The organism is Terrabacter koreensis (genome assembly GCF_054783315.1).
Genome location: NZ_BAAGQU010000015.1, coordinates 1 through 18,564 on the forward strand (window position 1 = coordinate 1; position 18,564 = coordinate 18,564).

Annotated in this window: 17 protein-coding genes; 8 read left to right on the plus strand and 9 right to left on the minus strand. The window is 73.1% G+C overall.

Annotated elements, in window-relative coordinates:
* Window positions 1-23 precede the first annotated feature (23 nt).
* Window positions 24-2,123 carry a heavy metal translocating P-type ATPase gene (locus ACYVNR_RS21025; RefSeq protein WP_461050819.1) on the minus strand — a complete coding sequence of 700 codons (2,100 nt, stop codon included), beginning with the start codon at window positions 2,121-2,123 and terminating at the stop codon, window positions 24-26.
* A 226-nt stretch (window positions 2,124-2,349) separates the two neighbouring features.
* Window positions 2,350-3,171 (minus strand): PIG-L deacetylase family protein, encoded by an 822-nt coding sequence (locus ACYVNR_RS21030; RefSeq protein WP_461050821.1) that lies wholly within the window; start codon window positions 3,169-3,171, stop codon window positions 2,350-2,352.
* Between the two features lie 35 nt (window positions 3,172-3,206).
* On the opposite strand from ACYVNR_RS21030, the gene ACYVNR_RS21035 reads away from it, so the two are divergent.
* From ACYVNR_RS21035 to ACYVNR_RS21050, 4 genes are read left to right on the plus strand one after another with little or no spacing between them, the layout of a single operon-like run.
* Complete coding sequence (locus tag ACYVNR_RS21035) at window positions 3,207-4,331, plus strand: glycosyltransferase family 4 protein (protein ID WP_461050823.1); 1,125 nt, start codon at window positions 3,207-3,209, stop codon at window positions 4,329-4,331.
* Entirely contained in the window at window positions 4,328-5,056 is a 729-nt protein-coding gene (locus ACYVNR_RS21040) for an NUDIX hydrolase (protein ID WP_045187539.1), read from the plus strand. Before ACYVNR_RS21035 ends, ACYVNR_RS21040 begins: the two co-directional genes overlap by 4 nt.
* A 10-nt stretch (window positions 5,057-5,066) precedes the next feature.
* Window positions 5,067-5,420 (plus strand): hypothetical protein, encoded by a 354-nt coding sequence (locus ACYVNR_RS21045; protein WP_045187783.1) that lies wholly within the window; start codon window positions 5,067-5,069, stop codon window positions 5,418-5,420.
* Between the two features lie 30 nt (window positions 5,421-5,450).
* The gene (locus ACYVNR_RS21050) at window positions 5,451-5,666 is read left to right on the plus strand and encodes a hypothetical protein (RefSeq protein ID WP_045187538.1); all 216 of its coding nucleotides are present in this window, start codon (window positions 5,451-5,453) and stop codon (window positions 5,664-5,666) included.
* Window positions 5,667-5,699: 33 nt separating this feature from the next.
* On the opposite strand, the gene ACYVNR_RS21055 is transcribed toward ACYVNR_RS21050, so the two are convergent.
* The 5 genes from ACYVNR_RS21055 to ACYVNR_RS21075 all read right to left on the minus strand — a co-directional run bounded on the left by ACYVNR_RS21055 (window position 5,700) and on the right by ACYVNR_RS21075 (window position 12,117).
* On the minus strand, window positions 5,700-7,391 hold the full coding sequence (locus tag ACYVNR_RS21055; protein ID WP_461050826.1) for a sigma factor-like helix-turn-helix DNA-binding protein: 1,692 nt from the start codon (window positions 7,389-7,391) through the stop codon (window positions 5,700-5,702).
* A 136-nt stretch (window positions 7,392-7,527) separates the two neighbouring features.
* Window positions 7,528-9,132 carry an amidohydrolase gene (locus tag ACYVNR_RS21060; RefSeq protein ID WP_461050828.1) on the minus strand — a complete coding sequence of 535 codons (1,605 nt, stop codon included), beginning with the start codon at window positions 9,130-9,132 and terminating at the stop codon, window positions 7,528-7,530.
* Complete coding sequence (locus ACYVNR_RS21065) at window positions 9,129-10,121, minus strand: quinone oxidoreductase family protein (protein WP_461050830.1); 993 nt, start codon at window positions 10,119-10,121, stop codon at window positions 9,129-9,131. Before ACYVNR_RS21065 ends, ACYVNR_RS21060 begins: the two co-directional genes overlap by 4 nt.
* Window positions 10,122-10,131: 10 nt before the next feature.
* Window positions 10,132-11,580, minus strand: a complete 1,449-nt coding sequence (locus ACYVNR_RS21070) for a wax ester/triacylglycerol synthase family O-acyltransferase (protein ID WP_461050832.1) — start codon at window positions 11,578-11,580, stop codon at window positions 10,132-10,134.
* Entirely contained in the window at window positions 11,581-12,117 is a 537-nt protein-coding gene (locus ACYVNR_RS21075; RefSeq protein WP_461050834.1) for a GNAT family N-acetyltransferase, read from the minus strand.
* Window positions 12,118-12,174: 57 nt separating this feature from the next.
* On the opposite strand from ACYVNR_RS21075, the gene pcrA reads away from it, so the two are divergent.
* Window positions 12,175-14,670, plus strand: a complete 2,496-nt coding sequence (gene pcrA / locus ACYVNR_RS21080; protein ID WP_045187529.1) for a DNA helicase PcrA — start codon at window positions 12,175-12,177, stop codon at window positions 14,668-14,670.
* A 173-nt stretch (window positions 14,671-14,843) separates the two neighbouring features.
* Here the strand turns inward: pcrA and ACYVNR_RS21085 are convergent, their stop codons facing one another.
* Window positions 14,844-15,680, minus strand: coding sequence for a M23 family metallopeptidase (locus ACYVNR_RS21085; RefSeq protein WP_045187527.1), 837 nt, complete (start codon window positions 15,678-15,680; stop codon window positions 14,844-14,846).
* A 212-nt stretch (window positions 15,681-15,892) separates the two neighbouring features.
* Complete coding sequence (locus ACYVNR_RS21090) at window positions 15,893-16,885, minus strand: esterase/lipase family protein (RefSeq protein ID WP_458803025.1); 993 nt, start codon at window positions 16,883-16,885, stop codon at window positions 15,893-15,895.
* A 79-nt stretch (window positions 16,886-16,964) separates the two neighbouring features.
* On the opposite strand from ACYVNR_RS21090, the gene ACYVNR_RS21095 reads away from it, so the two are divergent.
* The 3 genes from ACYVNR_RS21095 (at window position 16,965) to ACYVNR_RS21105 (ending at window position 18,534) form a co-directional block, all read left to right on the plus strand.
* Window positions 16,965-17,423: a cobalamin B12-binding domain-containing protein gene (locus tag ACYVNR_RS21095; protein WP_082080683.1), complete on the plus strand. Its 459-nt coding sequence runs from the start codon at window positions 16,965-16,967 to the stop codon at window positions 17,421-17,423.
* Between the two features lie 170 nt (window positions 17,424-17,593).
* Window positions 17,594-17,893 (plus strand): type IV toxin-antitoxin system AbiEi family antitoxin domain-containing protein, encoded by a 300-nt coding sequence (locus ACYVNR_RS21100; RefSeq protein WP_461050838.1) that lies wholly within the window; start codon window positions 17,594-17,596, stop codon window positions 17,891-17,893.
* Window positions 17,836-18,534, plus strand: coding sequence for a DUF559 domain-containing protein (locus ACYVNR_RS21105; RefSeq protein WP_461050840.1), 699 nt, complete (start codon window positions 17,836-17,838; stop codon window positions 18,532-18,534). The genes ACYVNR_RS21100 and ACYVNR_RS21105 overlap by 58 nt, the downstream gene beginning before the upstream one ends.
* The last annotated feature ends 30 nt before the right edge of the window (window positions 18,535-18,564 follow it).

Genomic DNA, 18,564 nt, shown 5'->3' on the forward strand with positions numbered 1-18,564 from the left:
CCCATCCGGAGGTTCTCGTTTGCTCAGCCAGGCACGCCGTTACCAACGTCCTGACCGGGTACAACTAGGGGCATGAGCTCCTCCTCGTCGGCGCGCTCGTGCGGGACGAGCTCGCGCTCGAGCTGGTCGAGGAGCGCGTGTACCGGTTCGAGCCGGCAGTCGCGCGTGCGCAGCCCGTCGGCGACGGCCCGGATCTGCTCGACGGCCGCGATCGCCACCTCGTGCCCCTCGCGCAGGCGCCGTGCCGTGGCGATGTCGTCGGCCGACATCGGGACGGAGTGCAACCGCGTCGGCAGCAGTGCGCGCAGGGCGATGCCGATGGCGAGGACGTCGATGGCCTCCTGGAGGACTGCGCCTGCAGCCGGCGGCAGCAGGCCCGCCGCCGCCGCGACCATGGCGACGAGGGACAGGCCCATCCCGACGAGCACGGCCTCGAGCGCGATCCGGCGCGACCGGCGCGCGATGAGGATGGCATCGGCGATGGCGTCGACCCGGTCCACGGTGAGGACGACGTCCGCGGCCTCGGACGAGGCAGTCGCACCACGAGCCGCGAGCGCGACCCCCACCCCCGCTGCCGCGAGTGCCGGGGCGTCGTTGACGCCGTCGCCGACCATGATGGTGCGCGCGGCGGCCGACTCGTCCCGGATCGCGGCCAGCTTGTCGCGCGGGTCGCGGTCGGCCAGGACGGCGTCGACGCCGACGATGCGTCCCACGGTCTCGGCGATGTCGGCCCGGTCACCGGTGAGCAGGACGGTGCGCTTGATCCCGACCTCGCGCAGGGCCGCGAGCATCCGCGGGGCGTCCGGGCGGACCGGGTCCTCGAGGAGGAAGGCGCCTGCCGGTCGACCATCGACGGCGACGAAGACCGTGAGGCACCCGTCGAGGGCGGCCCGACGCCGCACCTGCCGCAGCCAGACGGGGTCGTCGTCACCCACGATCCAGCCAGCCTTGCCGAGCCGCACCATGACGTCACCGACGAGACCCTCGAGGCCGTAGCCGTGCACCTCGTGGACGTCCGCCGGGAGCGCGAGGTCGAGCCCGCGGCCCCGGGCCGCCCCGACGAGTGCGCTGGCCAGCGGGTGGGGCGAGACCTGGTCGAGGGAGGCCGCGAGGCGCAGGACGTCGAGAGCCGGTGGCGCGTCGGGGGCGGTCACCACCGAGGCAAGCTCCGGGCGACCACGGGTGAGCGTCCCCGTCTTGTCGAAGAGCACGACCTCGCCGGCCGCGAGCGCCTCGAGGGCGGCCCCTCCCTTGACCACGACTCCGATGCGCGAGGCCCGCGACAGACCGGACATGATCGCCACTGGCGCGGCCAGCAGCAGCGGGCACGGGGTGGCAACGACGAGCACGGCGACGGCACGCACAGCGGAGCCGGCGACGGCCCAGGCGAGCCCGGCGAGCAACAGGGTCAGCGGCACGAAGAGCACGGCGAAGCGGTCGGCCGTCCGGACGAACGGCGCCGACGTCGCCTGGGCCTGCTCGACGAGCCGGACGACGTTGGCGTACGTCGACCCGGACGCCGACGAGGTGGCGACGACGTCGACCGGTGGGCCGGCGTTGACCACCCCGCTGCGCACGTCCTCGCCGTTCGGGCGTTCCACCGGCATCGGCTCGCCGGTGAGCGCCGACTCGTCGAAGGTGCCCGTGGCGAGCAGCCGGCCGTCGACGGGGACGACCTCGCCCGTGCCGACGACGACCACGTCACCGGGGGAGACGCCCTCGACGGGGATGGCCTCGACCTGGTCCCCGGTGCGTCGTCGGGCGGTGCGGGGAGTGCGCTCGACGAGCAGGCGCAGCTCCCGGTCGGCGCGTGCTGCGGCACGGGCCTCGAGCAGGCGACCGCTCGCGAGCATCAGCGTCACCATGGCGCCGGCGAACTCCTCACCGACCCAGAGCGCCCCCGCCAGGGCGAGCACGGCGATGACGTCGACCGTGGCGCGACGCTCGGCGACGGACCGGGCGGTCCACAGCAGCGAGAGCCCGAGCCCGAGCACGGTCGCGGCGACCCACAGCGCACGCGACACGTCGGCGGGACCCGTGACGGCGACGATCCCGCCGCCCGCCAGCATGACGGCCGACGCGACGAAGAAGACCGCAGGTGCGCGGCCACGCCACCAGGTCACACGTCCATCGTCCGCCGTTCGCGACCGCGCGGACGCTGTTCGGGACGGGCGTCACAGCCCCCGCCTCCCGGCATCCGCCCCCGAAGCGCCAACAGACCCTCGAGTGGTCAGTTCCCGACGTGAGGAACCGAGCACTCGACCCAAAGGGGGCGTCGAGTGCTCAGTTCCCGACGTGAGGAACCGAGCACTCGACCCGAAAGGGGCGTCGAGTGCTCAGTCCCCGACGTCAGGGGAGGTCGGCGAAGACGTCGCGACGGATCGCCGACCCCGGCGGCAGCGACCGGTCGACGAACCACTCGCGGCCGAAGACCACGTCGTAGAGCGGGCGCGGGATGCGCAGGAAGGCGGCCAGGGTGCGGTCGGCGCCTCCGTCGGCGCTGGCCTGCGACGTGTGCGCCCGCATCGAGGCCCGCTTGGCGGCGATGTGGCGCCGCACCCCGATGCGGTGGGTGATCTCGCTGCGTGCCGAGAACGCCCGGTCGAAGCTCGCCCGGTCGAACTCGGGCGGGAAACGGTAGACCTTGGCTGCGAGGTCGATGGCCCGACAGATCGTGTCGCGGGGCACGGTCGCCTCGAGCACCCGCGGCGTGCCCGCGAGCTCGGCGGCCCGGGCTCCGACGACATGCACCTGCCGGTGGTCCGGATGGCCGTAGCCGCCGTTGGGCTCGTAGCTGAGCAGCACGTCGACCTGCTCCTCGCGCAGGATCGCGGCGAGGCGCTCGGCCGCCTCCTCGACGTCGGCCCGCACGAAGCGCGTGGCGCCGGGCGGGTCGGGCGCGACCTCTGGCCCGAGACCGCTGTCGGCGTAGCCGAGGTGCTCGACGCGGGCGACGCCCAGCGCACGCGCGCTCGCGCGGAGCTCGTCCATGCGGGTCGCCGCGAGCGCGCCGTCGCCGGTGAACTCGCTGGCGGCGAGGCCGAGCTCGCCGTCGGTGGCCACCACGACGACGACCCGGTGACCCTCGGCCGAGGCGCGCGCCATCGTGCCCGACGTCAGCAGCGCCTCGTCGTCGGGGTGCGCGTGGAAGGCGAGCAGGGTGTGGGGCACAGTCACCCATCCTGACGCATGACACAGTGTTCCCCGTGAAGGTGGCCCTCCTGTCCGACTGCTACCTGCCCCGGCTGGGCGGGATCGAGGTGCAGACGCACGACCTCGCCCGGCACCTGCAGGCCGCCGGGCACGAGGTCGAGGTCTTCACGGCGACCCGTGGCGCGGGCGGCGAGATGCACGGCGCCGTGACCGTCGTGGACGGCGTGCCCGTGCACCGCCTCGCAGCCCGACTCCCGTGGGAGCTCCCGGTCAACCCGTGGGCGCCGCCCGAGCTGCGCCGCCGCCTGGTCGACGGCGGCTTCGACGTGGCCCACGTCCAGACCGGGGTGGTCTCGCCCTTCGCGTGGGACTGCACCCGGGTCACCGTCGGGCTCGGGCTGCCCACGGCGATGACGTGGCACTGCATGCTCGCCGGTGTGGCGCCCCTCTTCGAGACGCTGCACTTCGTGCGCCGGTGGGCTGCGCGCGGCGTCGCCATGTCGGCGGTGTCCGACGTGGCCGCGCAGCCGCTGCGGCGGCTCGTCGGGCCCGGCCGGTCGGTCGGCGTCCTGCCCAACGGCATCGACGTCGCGCGATGGGCAGGTGCCCCCGGCCCGCGGGAGCCGGGGCCGCTGCGCCTCGTCACCGCGATGCGGCTCGCGGCGCGCAAGCGACCGGCTGCCCTCGTCGAGCTCGTCGCCGAGGCCGAGCGCCTCGCCGGCTCCGGCTCGGTGTCGCTGACCGTCCTGGGGGAGGGGCCCGACCGTCGCAAGGTCGAGGCGCTCGTGCGCCGGCGTGGCCTGGACTGGGTCTCGCTGCCGGGGCGGGTCACCCGCGAGGAGCTGCGCCAGAGGTATGCCGCCTCCGACGTCTACCTGTCGCCGGCCCGTCTCGAGTCGTTCGGGATCGCGGCGCTGGAGGCACGCACGTTGGGACTGCCGGTGATCGGCCGATCCGGCTCCGGCGTAGGTGAGTTCGTCACTGATGGTGTCAACGGTCTTGTGGTGTCGAGTGACTCGCTGATGGCATCGGCGATCGCCCGTCTGGCCAAGGACCCCCACGAGGTCGCACGGATGCGATCGTGGAACCTCGCGAACCCTCCGACGCAGGACTGGTCGCAGGTCGCCGCACTGGCGGTGACCGAGTACGAGCGGGCCGTCGGCCTGGTCCGTCGATGAGGACCAACCAGCCGGGAGGCATCCGCGTCGTCGCGGTCGACGCCGACGACACGAGGCTCGGCGAGGCGCGGCTCGGTCACGGCGAGCACCCCGAAGTGGTCCTGGGAGCCCTCGGCTGGGCCCTCGGCGCCCCCGCGTCGGCAGCCGTTCGCGAGGACGGGGCCCTCGAGCTCGCCTTCCGCGTGAGCCCGCTCGACGGCATACGCCCGCGCTCTGCGGCACCCCCGCGCGACGCCGACGTGGGCGCCGACGAGGTGGGGGAGCCGTACCAGCGGGTGGCCGCCTACGCCCTCGTGACGAGCGCCCGAGGGGTGCTGCTCACCCAGTTCAACTCCCAGACCCACGTCGCGGGGCGCTGGGGCCTGCCCGGCGGCGGCCTCGACGAGGGAGAGCCTCCCGTCGACGGCGTGCACCGGGAGGTGTGGGAGGAGACGGGCCAGCGGGTCGAGCTCGGCGACCTGCTCGCCGTGCAGTCCGACCACTGGGTCGGGCGGTCGCCCAGGGGAGGTCTTGAGGACTTCCACGCCGTCCGGATCGTCTACGCCGCGACGTGCCCGCAGCCCACCGACATCGTCATCCACGACGTCGGCGGCACGACGTCCGACGCCCGCTGGGTGCCCGTCGACGAGCTGGAGGGCTACCCGCTCAGCTCGTCGTGGCGCCGTCTCGCTGCGCTCGCCGACCTGCGCAGGACCCGGGCGGCCGACGAGTACGACGCTCCGTAGGATGTCGGCCATGGACTTCGTCTACAACCTCCTCGTCGCCCTGCACCTGCTCGGCATGGCCGCCGTCGTCGGTGGCTGGATCGCGGTGCGCTCGGGTCGCACGGTCACGGCGCCGATCGTGTGGGGAGCCCGCGCCCAGATCGTCACCGGTCTGGTGCTCGTCGGCATCGCGTCGGCGATCAAGGACGACAGCCACGAGGTCAACAACACGAAGATCGCGGTCAAGCTCGTCATCGCCCTCGGCGTGGTCGCGGCGGCCGAGATCGGTGCCGCCCGGGCGCGCAAGGGCCGCGACACCGGTCCGCTGCTCGACGTCGCCGGCGGTGCAGCGGTCGCCAACGTGCTCGTCGCCGCCCTCTGGTGACGCGCCCCCGACGCGGCGAGGGTGGCTGAGATGCGCTGGAACGCAGGCGTGCTCGCGGGGCTGCTCATCGGTCTGGTGTGGCTGGTCATCGGCCTGGCCCTGGTCGTCGTCGGCCGCCGGCGGTCACGGTCGTCGCGGGCCGAGGGTGCGGGAAACGTCGCAGTCATCGGCTGGTTCCTGCTCGCCGTGGGTGGCCTCACGTGGTTCGCCACCCTGCTGCTGTCGGTCGTGCCGGGCGGAGCCTGACGGCGGACCCGCCCGAGGTGGTGTCCCCGCCTGCTAGCCCACGGTGAAGCGCGCGCCCAAGGCGATGAGGGGCGGGACCGTGCCCGACGTGAGGAACTGCGAGACCCGGTGGACGACGCCGGTGTCGAGGTCCCACGCCATGACCCACGTCCCTCTCGGTGAGGCCGAGAGGTAGACGAGCTCGCCGCGGACGGTCCACCCGAGCACCGAGCAGCAGTCGGCTGATCGCGGCTGCTCCTCGCCGAAGACGAGCATGCGGTCGCGGCCCAGGCTGTTGGTGGCGACGATGACGTGACGCGGTGCCGTCGCCTCGAGGTCTCGGGCCTCGCCGGGGGCGAGCCGGAAGACCGAGGCGAACTGCCGAGCGTTCGACACCGTGTCGCCCACCGGTCTCGTCCGCGGCCACGAGACGGCGGCGGGGCGTGCGGCCGGGTCAGGCGCCCGCTCGTCGAGCACCGTGCGTCCGGCCTCCACCCGGAACTCGCGTGCGCCCGGTCGTCGCGGAGGCTCCGGCGCGGGCCACCGGGACGACAGGTCGGGGGACCACAGCCCGTCCGCCGAGCCGGCCTGGACGTGGTTGCCACGCCAGGCTGCCCACTCCAGGGTGCGCGACGGGATCGCGACGGTGCTGACCCGGAGGGTCTCCATGTCGAAGACGACCACCCTGCCCGGCTGGGCGAACGCGAGCGACGTCTTGTCGCCGGAGAAGGCCCAGATGCCGAGGGGCGGTCGGGAGGCGCCCGAGGCGGTGCGGAGGTCGGTCAGCTCGACCGTGTCGAGCGCGAGCACCTCGCCGTCGCCGTAGAGGAGCACGGGGACCCAACGTCCCGGCCCGCGCCGCTCGAGGTAGACGGCGTCACCGAAGGCGCCCGGACCGTCCGTGGACTGCACGCTCGCCGGCCGGGCCCTGCGACCGGGGTCGATGACCGGGGGCAGGCCGACGGAGAGCACCGGCTGGTCGGCCTCGGTGCCCGCGGGGGGTGCGACGACGTACCTCAACCCGTCGCGCGTCGTGTGCCACGACGCCTCAGCGAGCAGTGGCACCTGCGTGAGGCTGACCGGCGCCGGTGCCGGTGCCGGGACGGGAGACGGTGCCGCGGCGCTCGCCACGACGGGTTCGCGTCCCGCAAGGGCCGCGCCGCCCACGACGAGCCCGGCCGCGGCGACGGCCGCAGAGGCCCGGCGCCGCGTCGCCGACCGGTGCAGCAGGGCGTCGTGCCAGGCGCGTTCCGCGAGGTCGACCTCGCGGATGCGGGCGACGGTCGCCTCGAGGGTGGCCGTGATCTCCTCGTCGGTCAACGGGCGGGCTGCCGCCGACGACAGGCTTGCCCGCGCCAGGCGCTCGTCGCGGCGCGCCGTTTCGGACGAGATGCCGACGAGCTCGGCCGTGTCGCTGACCGACCGTCCGGCATACCAGCGCAGCACGAGCACCGCACGCCGGCGCGGGGCGAGCGCACGCAGCTGCAGGGGCAGCTCGCGCGGGACGGTCCCCGCGTGGGCGTCGCCCTCGGCCGCGGTCAGCGCGGACTGGTGCAGGCGGACCCGCACGTACGCGTCGGGCTCGCGCTCGCGGAGGTGGCGCCAGTGCGCGGCGAGACGGGTCAGGACGGAGAGGACCTGCCGCTCGGCGCGAGTGGCGTCGCCGCCGACGAGCCAGGCGGCGCGGAGCAGCCGCAGCTGCCGGGCCCGCGCCCAGGCGGCGAAGTCGGCGTCGATCTCGCGCATGCGCCCTCCTCCTGCTTCAAGGATGGACGCATCGCGATGCCGGCGACAGCCCTCGATGGGCCGCACCCGCTCCACAGCGGGTCGAGGTGGGTGGTCGCGACCCGGCGCGACGGCATACCTCGACCGGGCGCAGGTCTCAGCTGCGGTCGTGGGCGAGCGCGCCGCCGACCCAGGTCTGCAGCACCTCGGTGTCGCGGATCCGGGCGGGAGCGGACTCCTCGAGAGCCCACACGTCGCGGTCGACGGCGATGAGGTCGGCGAGCTGGCCCGGCACGAGCCGACCCACGTCGGAGCGCCCCACCGACTCGTGCGCCACGACGGTGTGGGCGTGGACGGCCTCGGCCAGCGTGATGCGCTCGTCGGGGCGCCATCCTCCCGCCGGGTGGCCGTCGGCCCGCTGCCGAGTGACAGCGGCGTGCAGCCCGTAGAACGGGTTGGGGTCCTCGACAGGGGCGTCGGAGCCGAAGGCCAGCCGCACCCCGGCATCGAGGAAGCTGCGCCAGGCGTACGACGCGAGTCGGCGCGGGCCGATGATCTCGTCGGCGAGCTCGAGGTCGGCCGTGCAGTGGCTCGGCTGCATCGACGCCACGACGTCGAGGGCCCGGAAGCGCGGGATGTCGACCGGCAGCACGTGCTGGGCGTGCTCGATGCGCAGCAGCCGCTCGAGCCCTTCGGCGCGGACGGCCTCGAAGGAGTCGAGCACCAGCCGGTTGGCCTCGTCGCCGATGGCGTGCGTGATGACGTCGAGGCCCGACCGGGCGGCGAGCAGCGTGCGCTCCAGGAGCACCTCGTAGGGCATCGCCGCGATGCCGCATCCCTCGTGCCCGATGAAGGGCTCGGTCATGTGCGCGGTGTGCGAGCCGAGGGCCCCGTCGCTGAAGAACTTGACCGGCCCGACGCGGAAGACGTCGTCGCCCTGACCGGACCGCCGGCCCTCGGAGATCGCGAGCTCGAGGTCGGGGTCGCGCGTGCACTTGGTGACGCGCAGCCGCAGCGCACCGTCGGCGTGGAGGTCGGCGTAGGCCGCGCGGGCGTCCTCTCCGTCGATGTCGGTGATGCTCGTGAGGCCGACCGACAGCAGCCACTCCTGGCAGCGCTCGAGCCACGGGCGCAGAGGCGTCTCCTCGCGGGGGATCGCGTCGAGCAGCTCCTGGGCCTTCTCGCGCAGGATGCCCGTCGGCTCGCCCGACGAGTCCCGCACGATCTCGCCGCCGACCGGGTCGGGGGTGTCGCGGGTGATGCCGGCGCGTTGCAGCGCAAGGGAGTTCGCCCAGATCGTGTGACCGTCGACGCTCGCAAGTGCCGCGACCCGGCCGCCCGTCACGGTGTCGAGCGCGTGACGGTCGGGCTGCACCGGGGTCGTCCACCGGTTGTGGTTCCACCGCCCGCTGTGCAGCCACACACCGTCGGGCAGGCCGGCCGCGTGCGCCCGGATCAGCTCGAGGGTCTCGTCGAGCGAGCGTGCCTCGCGCAGGTCGACGGACGACAGGTCGCGTGAGAGCCATTCCGTGTGGATGTGTGCGTCGTGCAGTCCCGGCATCACCACCGCGCCGGGCAGGTCGACGGTCGTCGAGCCACCCGAGCCACCCGAGCCACTCGAGCCACCCGAGCCGCCCGCGGCGTCACGGGCGTCGGCACCGATCGCCACGATGCGCCCGTCCTCGACGAGCAGCGCGTCGGTCCAAGGGGATTCGCGGCTCCCGGTCCAGATGCGGTCGTGCCGGAAGAGCGTGCGGCTCATGCCCCGGGCACCAGGACGAGCTTGCCGGTCGTCTGCCGGCCTTCGAGCGCCTCGTAGGCGGCGGCAGCCTCGGCGAGCGGGTAGCGACCACCGATGTCGACCTTCAGCGAGCCGTCGGCCACGGCACCGAGCACCTCGGCCGCGCGCCACTCGTACTCGGACCGCTCGGCCACGTAGTCGCCCAGCTTGGGGCGGGTGAGGAACAGCGACCCGCTCGCGTTGAGCCGCTGGATGTCGAACGGCGGCACCTGTCCGCTCGCGCCACCGAAGAGCACCATCATGCCCCGCGGGCGCAGTGACGCCAGCGAGGCGTCGAACGTCGCCTTGCCGACCCCGTCGTAGGCGACGTCGACACCGCGTCCGGCGGCCTCGCGGACGGCGGCGGACAGCGCGTCCGGTGAGTCGAACGTCGAGTAGTCGATGAGGTGCTGGGCGCCGAGCGACCTTGCGATCTCGAGCTTCTCCTCAGAGCCGGCCGTTGCGACGACGGTGGCTCCACGGGACGTGATCATCTGCACGAGGAGCTGCCCGACCCCGCCCGCCGCGGCGTGCACGAGGGCGACGTCGCCCTCCTTGACGGCATACGTGCTCGTGACGAGGTAGTGGGCCGTCAGGCCCTGGAGCATGGCCGCGCAGGCGACCTCGAGCTCGACGCCGTCGGGCACCGTGACGACCAGGTGGGCGGGCTTGTTGACGACCGTCGACTCGCTGCCGAGCGACTGGCACCAGGCGACCCGGTCGCCGACGGCGAGATCGCCGACCTCGGGGCCGACGGCGGTCACGGTGCCGGCCCCCTCCTCGCCGAGCACGAACGGGGTCGGCACGGGGTAGACGCCCTGCCGCTTGTAGACGTCGATGAAGTTGACGCCTGCGGCGGCGACCTCGACCTGCACCTCGCCGGGACCGGGGTCGGGAACGTCGTGGGTGCGCACCTGCAGGACGCTGCGGTCGCCGGGCTCGGAGACGAAGACGCTGGTCGCTTGGGTCATGCTCGCCACCCTACGACCGTGGCCGCCGGCGCCTGGGGGCGGTTCGGGAGTCGGTCCCGATGCGGTCGAGCGTGGAGAGTCCGTCCTCCAGGGCGGCCAGCAGGGCCTCGGGGTCCGGCACCACCGCCTCGTCGCCCATGATCCCGATGCGCACGGCGTCGTCGTAGGTGACGATGCAGAAACCGAGCGTGTGACGCCCGGAGCCGGGCACCCAGCCGAGCACGCCCGTGACCGGCACGCCGGCGAGATGGCGGACCCGGCGGGGGCCGGCGACGTTGGTCGTGACACCGATCGCCTTGTCGGCGAAGAAGTCGACGACCCGGCGCTGGATCGTGGCCGGGAAGCGCCCGATGACGGAGATGAGGGCGAAGGTCAGCGCGGCCTCTGGTGAGGCCTTGAGCCAGTCCATCCGCGACTTCGCCAGCGCGAGGCGCCCGAGCGGGGTCGCGTCGCCGCTCGGCAGCCGGAGGAACACGAGAGCGAAGCGGTTGCCGAGCTCGGCCGGCAGCGGCTCGTCGAGGGGGCGGACGTTGACGGGCACCATCGTCACGAGGTCGGCGGGCGGCTGGCCGTGCTCGTGCTGGTAGTCGTGCAGGGCGCCGGCGACCGCGCCGACGAGCACGTCGTTGAGCGTCGCACCCACCAGCCGGCCCACCCCCTTCAGGCCGGCAAGGGGGACGGGCTGGGTCCAGACCACGCGCTTGGCCCGACCCGGCACTCCGCCGACCGCGCTCGGCGGGCTCGTGGTGAGCAGCAGGTCGGAAACGACCTGCCCGGTGCGGAGCGCGAGGCTCGCCGCGTCCCTGACGACCGCGCGAGATCCCTTGTCGCGCAGCCGAGCCCACGCTGCGCGGGTGGTCGCGCGTGCGAGCCTCAGCGCGGAGCTGACGGGCCCTGTTGTGGCAGGCACACCGAGCGGCAACGTCGAGAGGTCGGTATCCGCGGCAGGACCCTCGAGGTCTCCCGGCACACCACCGTCGTCCTCGGTCAGCCCGAGCAGCACCCGCGTCAGAGCGATGCCGTCAGCGAGCGCGTGGTGGCTGCGGAAGACGAGCGCGGCGCCCGACCCGTGCCCGTCCACGAGGTGCGCCTCCCAGAGGGGACGGGTCCGGTCGAACGGGCGGGAGAGCTGCTCCTCGATGTACGCCTGCAGCTCGGTGTCCGCCTGCGCGGGGGTGCCGCGGCCCGAGAGGGTGGCCCGACGGACGTGCCGCTCGAAGTCGAAGTCGGGGTCGTCCTCCCACCGGTAGCGGCACAGCACGCGCCCGGACCGCTTCGGCCGCTGGCTGAAGACGGGGTAGGGGTCGACGAGGCGCGTGAGCAGCAGCCGGCGCACGCGGTCCCAGTCGGGCACCGAGCCGAGCAGCACCACCGACACGACCACCATGAGGTTGTTCGGGCGGTCCATGGTCAGCCAGAGGACGTCGGCGGAGCCCATCCGGCGGGGCGCGCGGGGCACCTACGCGCCCGCCAGCCGGGCGAGCGCCTCGCCGTCGACCCGGAACGTCGTCCAGTCGTCGAGGGGACGGGCGCCGCGGGCGCGGTAGAACTCGATGGACGGCGTGTTCCAGTCGAGCACCGCCCACTCGAGACGCGTCCAGCCGTTGTCCACGCACAGCTCGGCGAGGGTCCCGAGCAGCGCCTGCCCGATGCCGCTGCCGCGCTGGTCGGGCTGCACGAAGAGGTCCTCGAGCCAGATGCCGGCCTCGCCGGTCCACGTGGAGAAGCTGCGGAACCACAGCGCCATGCCGACGATGCCGTCGTCGTTCTGCGCGACGAGGGCGTATGCCGTCGGGTCGCCGACCGCCGGGAACAGTGCGGCCTCGAACTGGGCCGGGGTCGCCGTCGCCGCCCGGGGTTCCTTCTCGTACTCCGCGAGCGCGCGCACGAGGCGGAGCAGGTCGGGCACGTCGTGGACATCCGCGGGGCGGACGAGGAAGGCGGGGCGCTCCGGGATCGGCTGGTCGGTCGTCTCGCGGGTCGGCTCGGGCGTCATGCAACCATCGTGCCGTGGTCGGGCGGTGTGGGTGGTCCGACGTAGGCTTGGACCATCATGAGCACGCTCTTCGACGACCTCCCCATCCCCGGATTCGAGCACGGACAGGGCGCGCCCACCGGCGGTTCGGCGCAGTCCCGACGCGGTGGTGACGTCACCGAGCAGGGTGTGCCCACCTGGGCCGAGGCCGCGGCGCGCGGTGGCGTCGAGGTGGCGCCCGAGGCACCGGGCGAGCTCGACCCGGCGGTGCTGCTCGAGGGTCTCAACCCGCAGCAGCGCGAGGCCGTCGTCCACGAGGGCACGCCGCTGCTCATCGTCGCCGGTGCCGGCTCGGGCAAGACCCGCGTGCTGACCCACCGCATCGCGTGGCTGCTCGGCGAGCGGCACGCCCAGCCGGGCCAGATCCTCGCGATCACCTTCACCAACAAGGCCGCGGCCGAGATGCGCGAGCGCGTCGAGGCGCTCGTCGGGCCGCGCGCCCGCGCCATGTGGGTCATGACGTTCCACTCGGCGTGCGTGCGCATCCTTCGCCGCGAGGCCGCCAAGGTCGGCATGAAGTCGACCTTCTCCATCTACGACGCCGCCGACAGCCAGCGGCTCATGAGCCTCGTGCTGCGCGACCTCGACCTGGACCCCAAGCGCTACCCGCCGCGCGGCTTCTCGGCGCAGGTCAGCAACCTCAAGAACGAGCTCATCGACGAGGAGACCTACGCGAGCCAGGTCACCGAGGGCAACCACTACGAGCGCACCGTCTCCGACGCCTACACGCAGTACCAGCGTCGTCTGCGTCAGGCCAACGCCCTCGACTTCGACGACATCATCATGATGACCGTCAACATCCTGCAGGCCTTCCCCGACGTCGCCGAGTACTACCGCCGCCGGTTCCGCCACGTGCTCGTCGACGAGTACCAGGACACCAACCAGGCGCAGTACCAGCTCATCAAGGAGCTCGTCGGCGAGGTCAAGGGGCCCGAGGGGGCCTATGCCGTGCCGCCGGCCGAGCTGTGCGTCGTCGGCGACTCCGACCAGTCGATCTACGCCTTCCGCGGCGCGACGATCCGCAACATCCTCGAGTTCGAGCAGGACTACCCCGACGCCCGCACGATCCTGCTCGAGCAGAACTACCGCTCGACGCAGCGCATCCTGCGCGCCGCCAACTCCGTCATCGCCCGCAACGAGGGGCGCCGGGCCAAGAACCTCTGGACCGACTCCGGCGACGGCGCGATGATCGTCGGCTACGTCGCCGACAACGAGCACGACGAGGCGGCGTTCGTCGCGAAGCAGATCGACGACCTCGCTGCCGAGGGCGACGTGAAGCCGGGCGATGTCGCGGTCTTCTACCGCACGAACGCGCAGAGCCGTGCGATCGAGGAGGTGCTCGTGCGGGTCGGCCTGCCCTACAAGGTGGTCGGTGGCACGCGCTTCTACGAGCGGCGCGAGATCAAGGACGCCCTCGCGTACCTCCGCGTCATCTCCAACCCGACCGACACCGTCAACCTGCGCCGCATCCTCAACGTGCCCAAGCGCGGCATCGGCGACCGGGCCGAGGCGTGCGTGGCGGCCCTGGCGGAGCGTGAGCGCATCCCGTTCGTCGCGGCGCTCGGCCGGGCCGAGGACGCCCCCGGCATCGCGACGCGGTCGGTGGCGGCGATCAAGGGCTTCACCGAGATGCTCGAGGCGCTGCGCGTCGTCCGTGAGGGCGGCGGCGGCATCGCCATCCTGCTCGAGGCGGTGCTCGAGCAGAGCGGCTACCTCGCCGAGCTGCGCGCGAGCCACGACCCACAGGATGAGACGCGGGTCGAGAACCTCGCCGAGCTCGTCGCGGTCGCCCAGGAGTTCGACGACCGCAAGGCCCAGGAGATGTCCGACATCGAGGCCGGTGTCGTGCCCGCGAGCCAGGAGCCCGAGGACGTCGGTCCCGCGACCGACCTCGAGGAGTTCCTCGAGCAGGTCTCGCTCGTCGCCGACGCCGACGAGATCCCCGACGAGCCCGAGGCCAAGGCACAGGGCGTCGTCACCCTCATGACGCTTCACACGGCCAAGGGCCTCGAGTTCCCGGTGGTCTTCCTCACCGGCATGGAGGACGGCACGTTCCCGCACATGCGCGCGCTCGGTGACCCGAAGGAGCTCGAGGAGGAGCGCCGCCTCGCGTACGTCGGCATCACCCGCGCCCGCGAGCGGCTCTACCTCTCTCGCGCCGCGGTGCGTTCGGCGTGGGGCGCGCCGCAGTACAACCCTCCGTCGCGCTTCCTCGACGAGATCCCCGGCGACCTGCTCGACTGGCAGCGGCTGGGGCCGTCGTTCAGCGGGGCGCGAGGCGCCGGGCAGCCGGCCGTCGCCACGCTCGCGGCACGCCCGGGCGTGCGCAGCGCGGGCAAGCGCCCGGTCATCGCCCTGCAGTCCGGCGACCGCGTCAGTCACGACGCGTTCGGTCTCGGCACGGTCGTGCGCGTCGAGGGCGACGGCGACAAGTCGATGGCGCACGTCGACTTCGGCGCCGACACGGGCACCAAGCGCCTGCTCCTGCGTTACGCCCCGCTCGTCAAGCTCTGACGCTCGCCCGTCGAGTGCTCATTTCCCGACGCGCTCGGGCCGGTCGGAAACTAAGCCCTCGAGCCGCGGTTGTCGTCGAGTGCTCATTTCCCGACGCGCTCGACGCCGCCGAGATGCGACGAGGCCCGCCCCCCCGGGAAGGGGACGGGCCTCGTCGCGCTCGGTGCCGTGCGTCAGAGGTTGACGCCGTGGTTGGCGAGCCAGGTGCGGGGGGCGACGGCGGCGCCGTCGTCGGGGTGGATCTCGAGGTGCACGTGCGGCCCGGTCGAGTTGCCGGTGCTGCCGCTGTAGGCGACCTTCTGGCCGGGGGACACCTCTTCGCCGACGGAGACGAGCAGCCGGCTGTTGTGGGCCATCCAGGACACGGTGCCGTCCCAGTAGCGGATCTTGACGAAGTTGCCGTAGCCCTCGTTGGACCAGCCGGCGAAGATGACCGTTCCGCTCGACAGAGCGTGCACGGGGGTGCCGACGGGGCAGGCGAGGTCCTGGGCGGGGTGCATCTTGCCCCAGCGCCAGCCGAACCCGGAGGTCAGCGTGTAGCCGGAGAGCGGGGACACCCAGCGGTGTGCGCGGGCGAGGGCGCGCTCGGCGGCCTCGCGCTTGGCCTTCGCGGCGGCCTCGGCCTTCGCCTTGGCAGCCGCAGCCTTTGCCGCGGCGGTCTTCTCGGCCGCAGCCTGGGCGCTGCTCGCCGCCTTGGAGGCGGAGGCGGTCGCGTCGACGATGAGGTCCTTCGCGTCGCGGGCCATGTCGCGGGACGAGCGAGCTCCGGCTCGGTTGGCCGTGGCCGCTGCGAGGGCATCGGGGTCTGCGGTCAGCCCGAGTCCCGCAACCGAGTTGGAGACGTTCTTCATGGCCGCGGCCTCGGGGCTGAGCTGGCTGGCGCCGGCGTCGCGGATAATGAAGCCCGCGGTGACGGTGGAGCTGAGCAGAGCGACGGGGACGACGAACTGTCGACCCCGTGATGGCTTGGCGGCCGGACGATGGCGGCCTACGTAACTGGTTTTGGGCACGAAAAACTTACCTATCGATCACAGATTGCGAGCCGCCAGACTAACGTGACCGTTTCGTTATGCGAAATCGAGCCGCGTCACAGGGGACGTCTCGCGCCGCGGTGGAGGGTCGCGACTGGGCTCGACACTAGGGCATTTGTCTCGGTGTCAAAAGGTTTTGCACAGACCGATCTGCCCCAATTTGCCCGGCGGCGGCGCGAACGGCGAAAGAATCACCGGGGCTTGGCGACACGTGACGAATGACTGCCACCGGCAGCGGCGCCCGTGCTACTGCGCCGGCTCTGCAGGGAGCTCACGCCGGGGGTGACCGTGGCACCCGTCGTGTCGAGGTGCGCGAGGGCGGTCGAGATGCCGTGCACCACGCTGCTCGTGATGGGCAGGCTCATGTGGCCGACGCCGTGCAGGCCGACGTTGTGGACGTTGAGGTCGTCGTGGTGCAGGGCCGCGTTGCGCTGCGGGACGACGACCTGGTCGAGGTCGGACCAGTAGACGAGGAAGCGCGTCTGGCACTCCTTGACCGGCCCGGCGAGCTCCTTCATGAGCGCGCTCCCGGGACGCAGCTGCCGCGTGAGCCCGTTGTTCCAGGTGAAGGCGAGGTAGCTGCCCTGGTGGGGGGTGCCGAGGGTGACGAGCGTGTGCACGTGCGCGTCACCACCGAGGCGGGTGACGTAGTAGCGCGCGATGAGCCCGCCCATCGAGTGTCCGATGACGTGGATGCGCTCGTAGCCGGTCTCCTCGACGATGCGCTCGACCTCGGCCCCGAGCGCGGCCGCCGCCGCCCGGATGTCGCCCGTGAAGACGGAGTAGTTGATGGTCTCGATGCGACCGAAGCCCCGCCGCACGAGGCCGCGCCGCAGCACGGTGAAGATCGAGCGGTTGTCGACCATGCCGTGCACGAGCAGGATCGGCGTCTCGGCCGCCTCGACGTTCTGGATGGCGAGGCCGCGCTGGCTCGGGGGCAGGTGCCCGAGCCGGTAGCCCTGGCGCCGGTCGCTGGCCCGCGACCCCAGCAGGCCGAGCGGGTAGAGCCCGAGGTGCAGCCCCATCCAGGTCGCCTCCAGCGCCGCGCCGGCGAGTCCGGTGGGCGTCAGGAGGGCACCGGCCACCTCCCCGACGGCCGCGAGGAACCCCTTGGGGCCGCTCGTGCACTGCTTCGGGATGCTGGTCTGGCGGGGCGTCGTTGCCGCGCGTGCTGCCACTGCCACGAGCCGACCGTACCCCGTTGGGTGGGCGTTGCATCACTATTGCGCGCCGCGTCTCGCGAGGCTGGCTAGAGTGCCCGGCATGAGCGAGACCCCCGGCGCCGAGGCCGTTTCCGTGACCGACGCACAGTCCGACGACGGGTCCGGCGACGTCATCCGCGTCGTCGTGGCCAAGCCGGGGCTCGACGGTCACGACCGTGGCGCGAAGGTGGTGGCCCGGGCGTTGCGCGACGCCGGCATGGAGGTCATCTACACCGGTCTGCACCAGACTCCCGAGCAGATCGTCGAGGCCGCGATCCAGGAGGACGCCGACGTCGTCGGTCTCTCCGTGCTCTCCGGAGCGCACCTGACCCTCTTCGCGCGCGTCGTCGAGCTGCTGGCCGAGCGCGACGCGAGCGACATCGTCGTCTTCGGCGGCGGCATCATCCCCGACGACGACATCCCCGAGCTCGAGCGCCTGGGCGTCGCGAAGGTCTTCACGCCGGGTGCCACGACGATGGAGATCGTCGGCTGGGTGCGCGAGCACGTCCACCCCGCCTGACCTCACAGTGACCGCGCGCGCTCGCAGTTGGTGAGCGCCCGTATGCCGGCACCGCCGCGCCGTGAGCGCGCACAGGTGCTGCGTCCACACCCCTCGGCGTCGCTGCGCGGCCGTCCACAGGGGCGGGGGCATGCCTCCCTGCCCACGCGACCAACCGTCATGGTCGGGCGATGGATCTTCACCTCCTCGGAGCCGACGGCGTCTTCCGCGCCGCAGACGCCGCGCGTCACGGGCTCGACTCGCACGCCCTGGAACGGCTGGTGCGCGACGGACGCTGCGAGCGGGTCACCCGCGGCTGGTATGCCGTCCGCGACGACCCGCGGCAGCCGCTCGGTCAGGAGCGCCGCCACACCCGCGCGACGATCGCGTTAGGTCGTGAGTTCGCCGGCGAGCCGCCGTCAGCCACCACTCGTTGCTGCTCCTGCGCGGTCTGCCGACCTGGCGCGCCGATCTCCTCACCGTCCACCTGACGTCGATTCGCCCGGCGACCGAGGCCGACGGCGGCATCGCGTCTCGCCGCGGTGGACTCGTCATCCACCGTCCGGTGCGTGGGCTCACGGCTCCTGGCTCGTCGGTGACCGGACCGGCGACAGCACCGCCCGATGCCGTCCCGCTCGGTCTCGCGATCGCCCAGGCCGGTCTGCTCGCGGGACCCGAGGCGGCACTGGTCCCCGCGGACGCCGCGCTCGCGCGAGGCCTCGTCACCCGCGAGGTGCTGTCGGCCGCGGTCAGCGCTCTGTCGGGTCGTCGCGGCATCGGGCCCGTCCGCGCCGCCCTCGCACAGGCGGACGGACGTCACGAGTCGCCGGGGGAGAGCCGGACGGCATACCTGCTGCATGCGCTCGGCCTCGAGTTCGACCCGCAGGTCGAGGTGTCGGCCGAGGGGCGCCGCTACCGCGCGGACTTCCGCATCCGCGGCACACGGGTTCTCGTCGAGTTCGACGGGCAGGTCAAGTACGCCGACCGGGCAGCCCTCTTCGAGGAGAAGAGGCGCGAGGACGCCCTACGCCGCGCCGGCTGGGTCGTGGTCCGACTGGTCTGGTCCGAGCTCGCGCGGCCGGAGGTGGTCCGGCGCCGGCTCCGCGACGCCCTCCGGGCCGCAGCCGCCTGACGGGCCTGGGATCCAGCGTGCGCGCTCGTG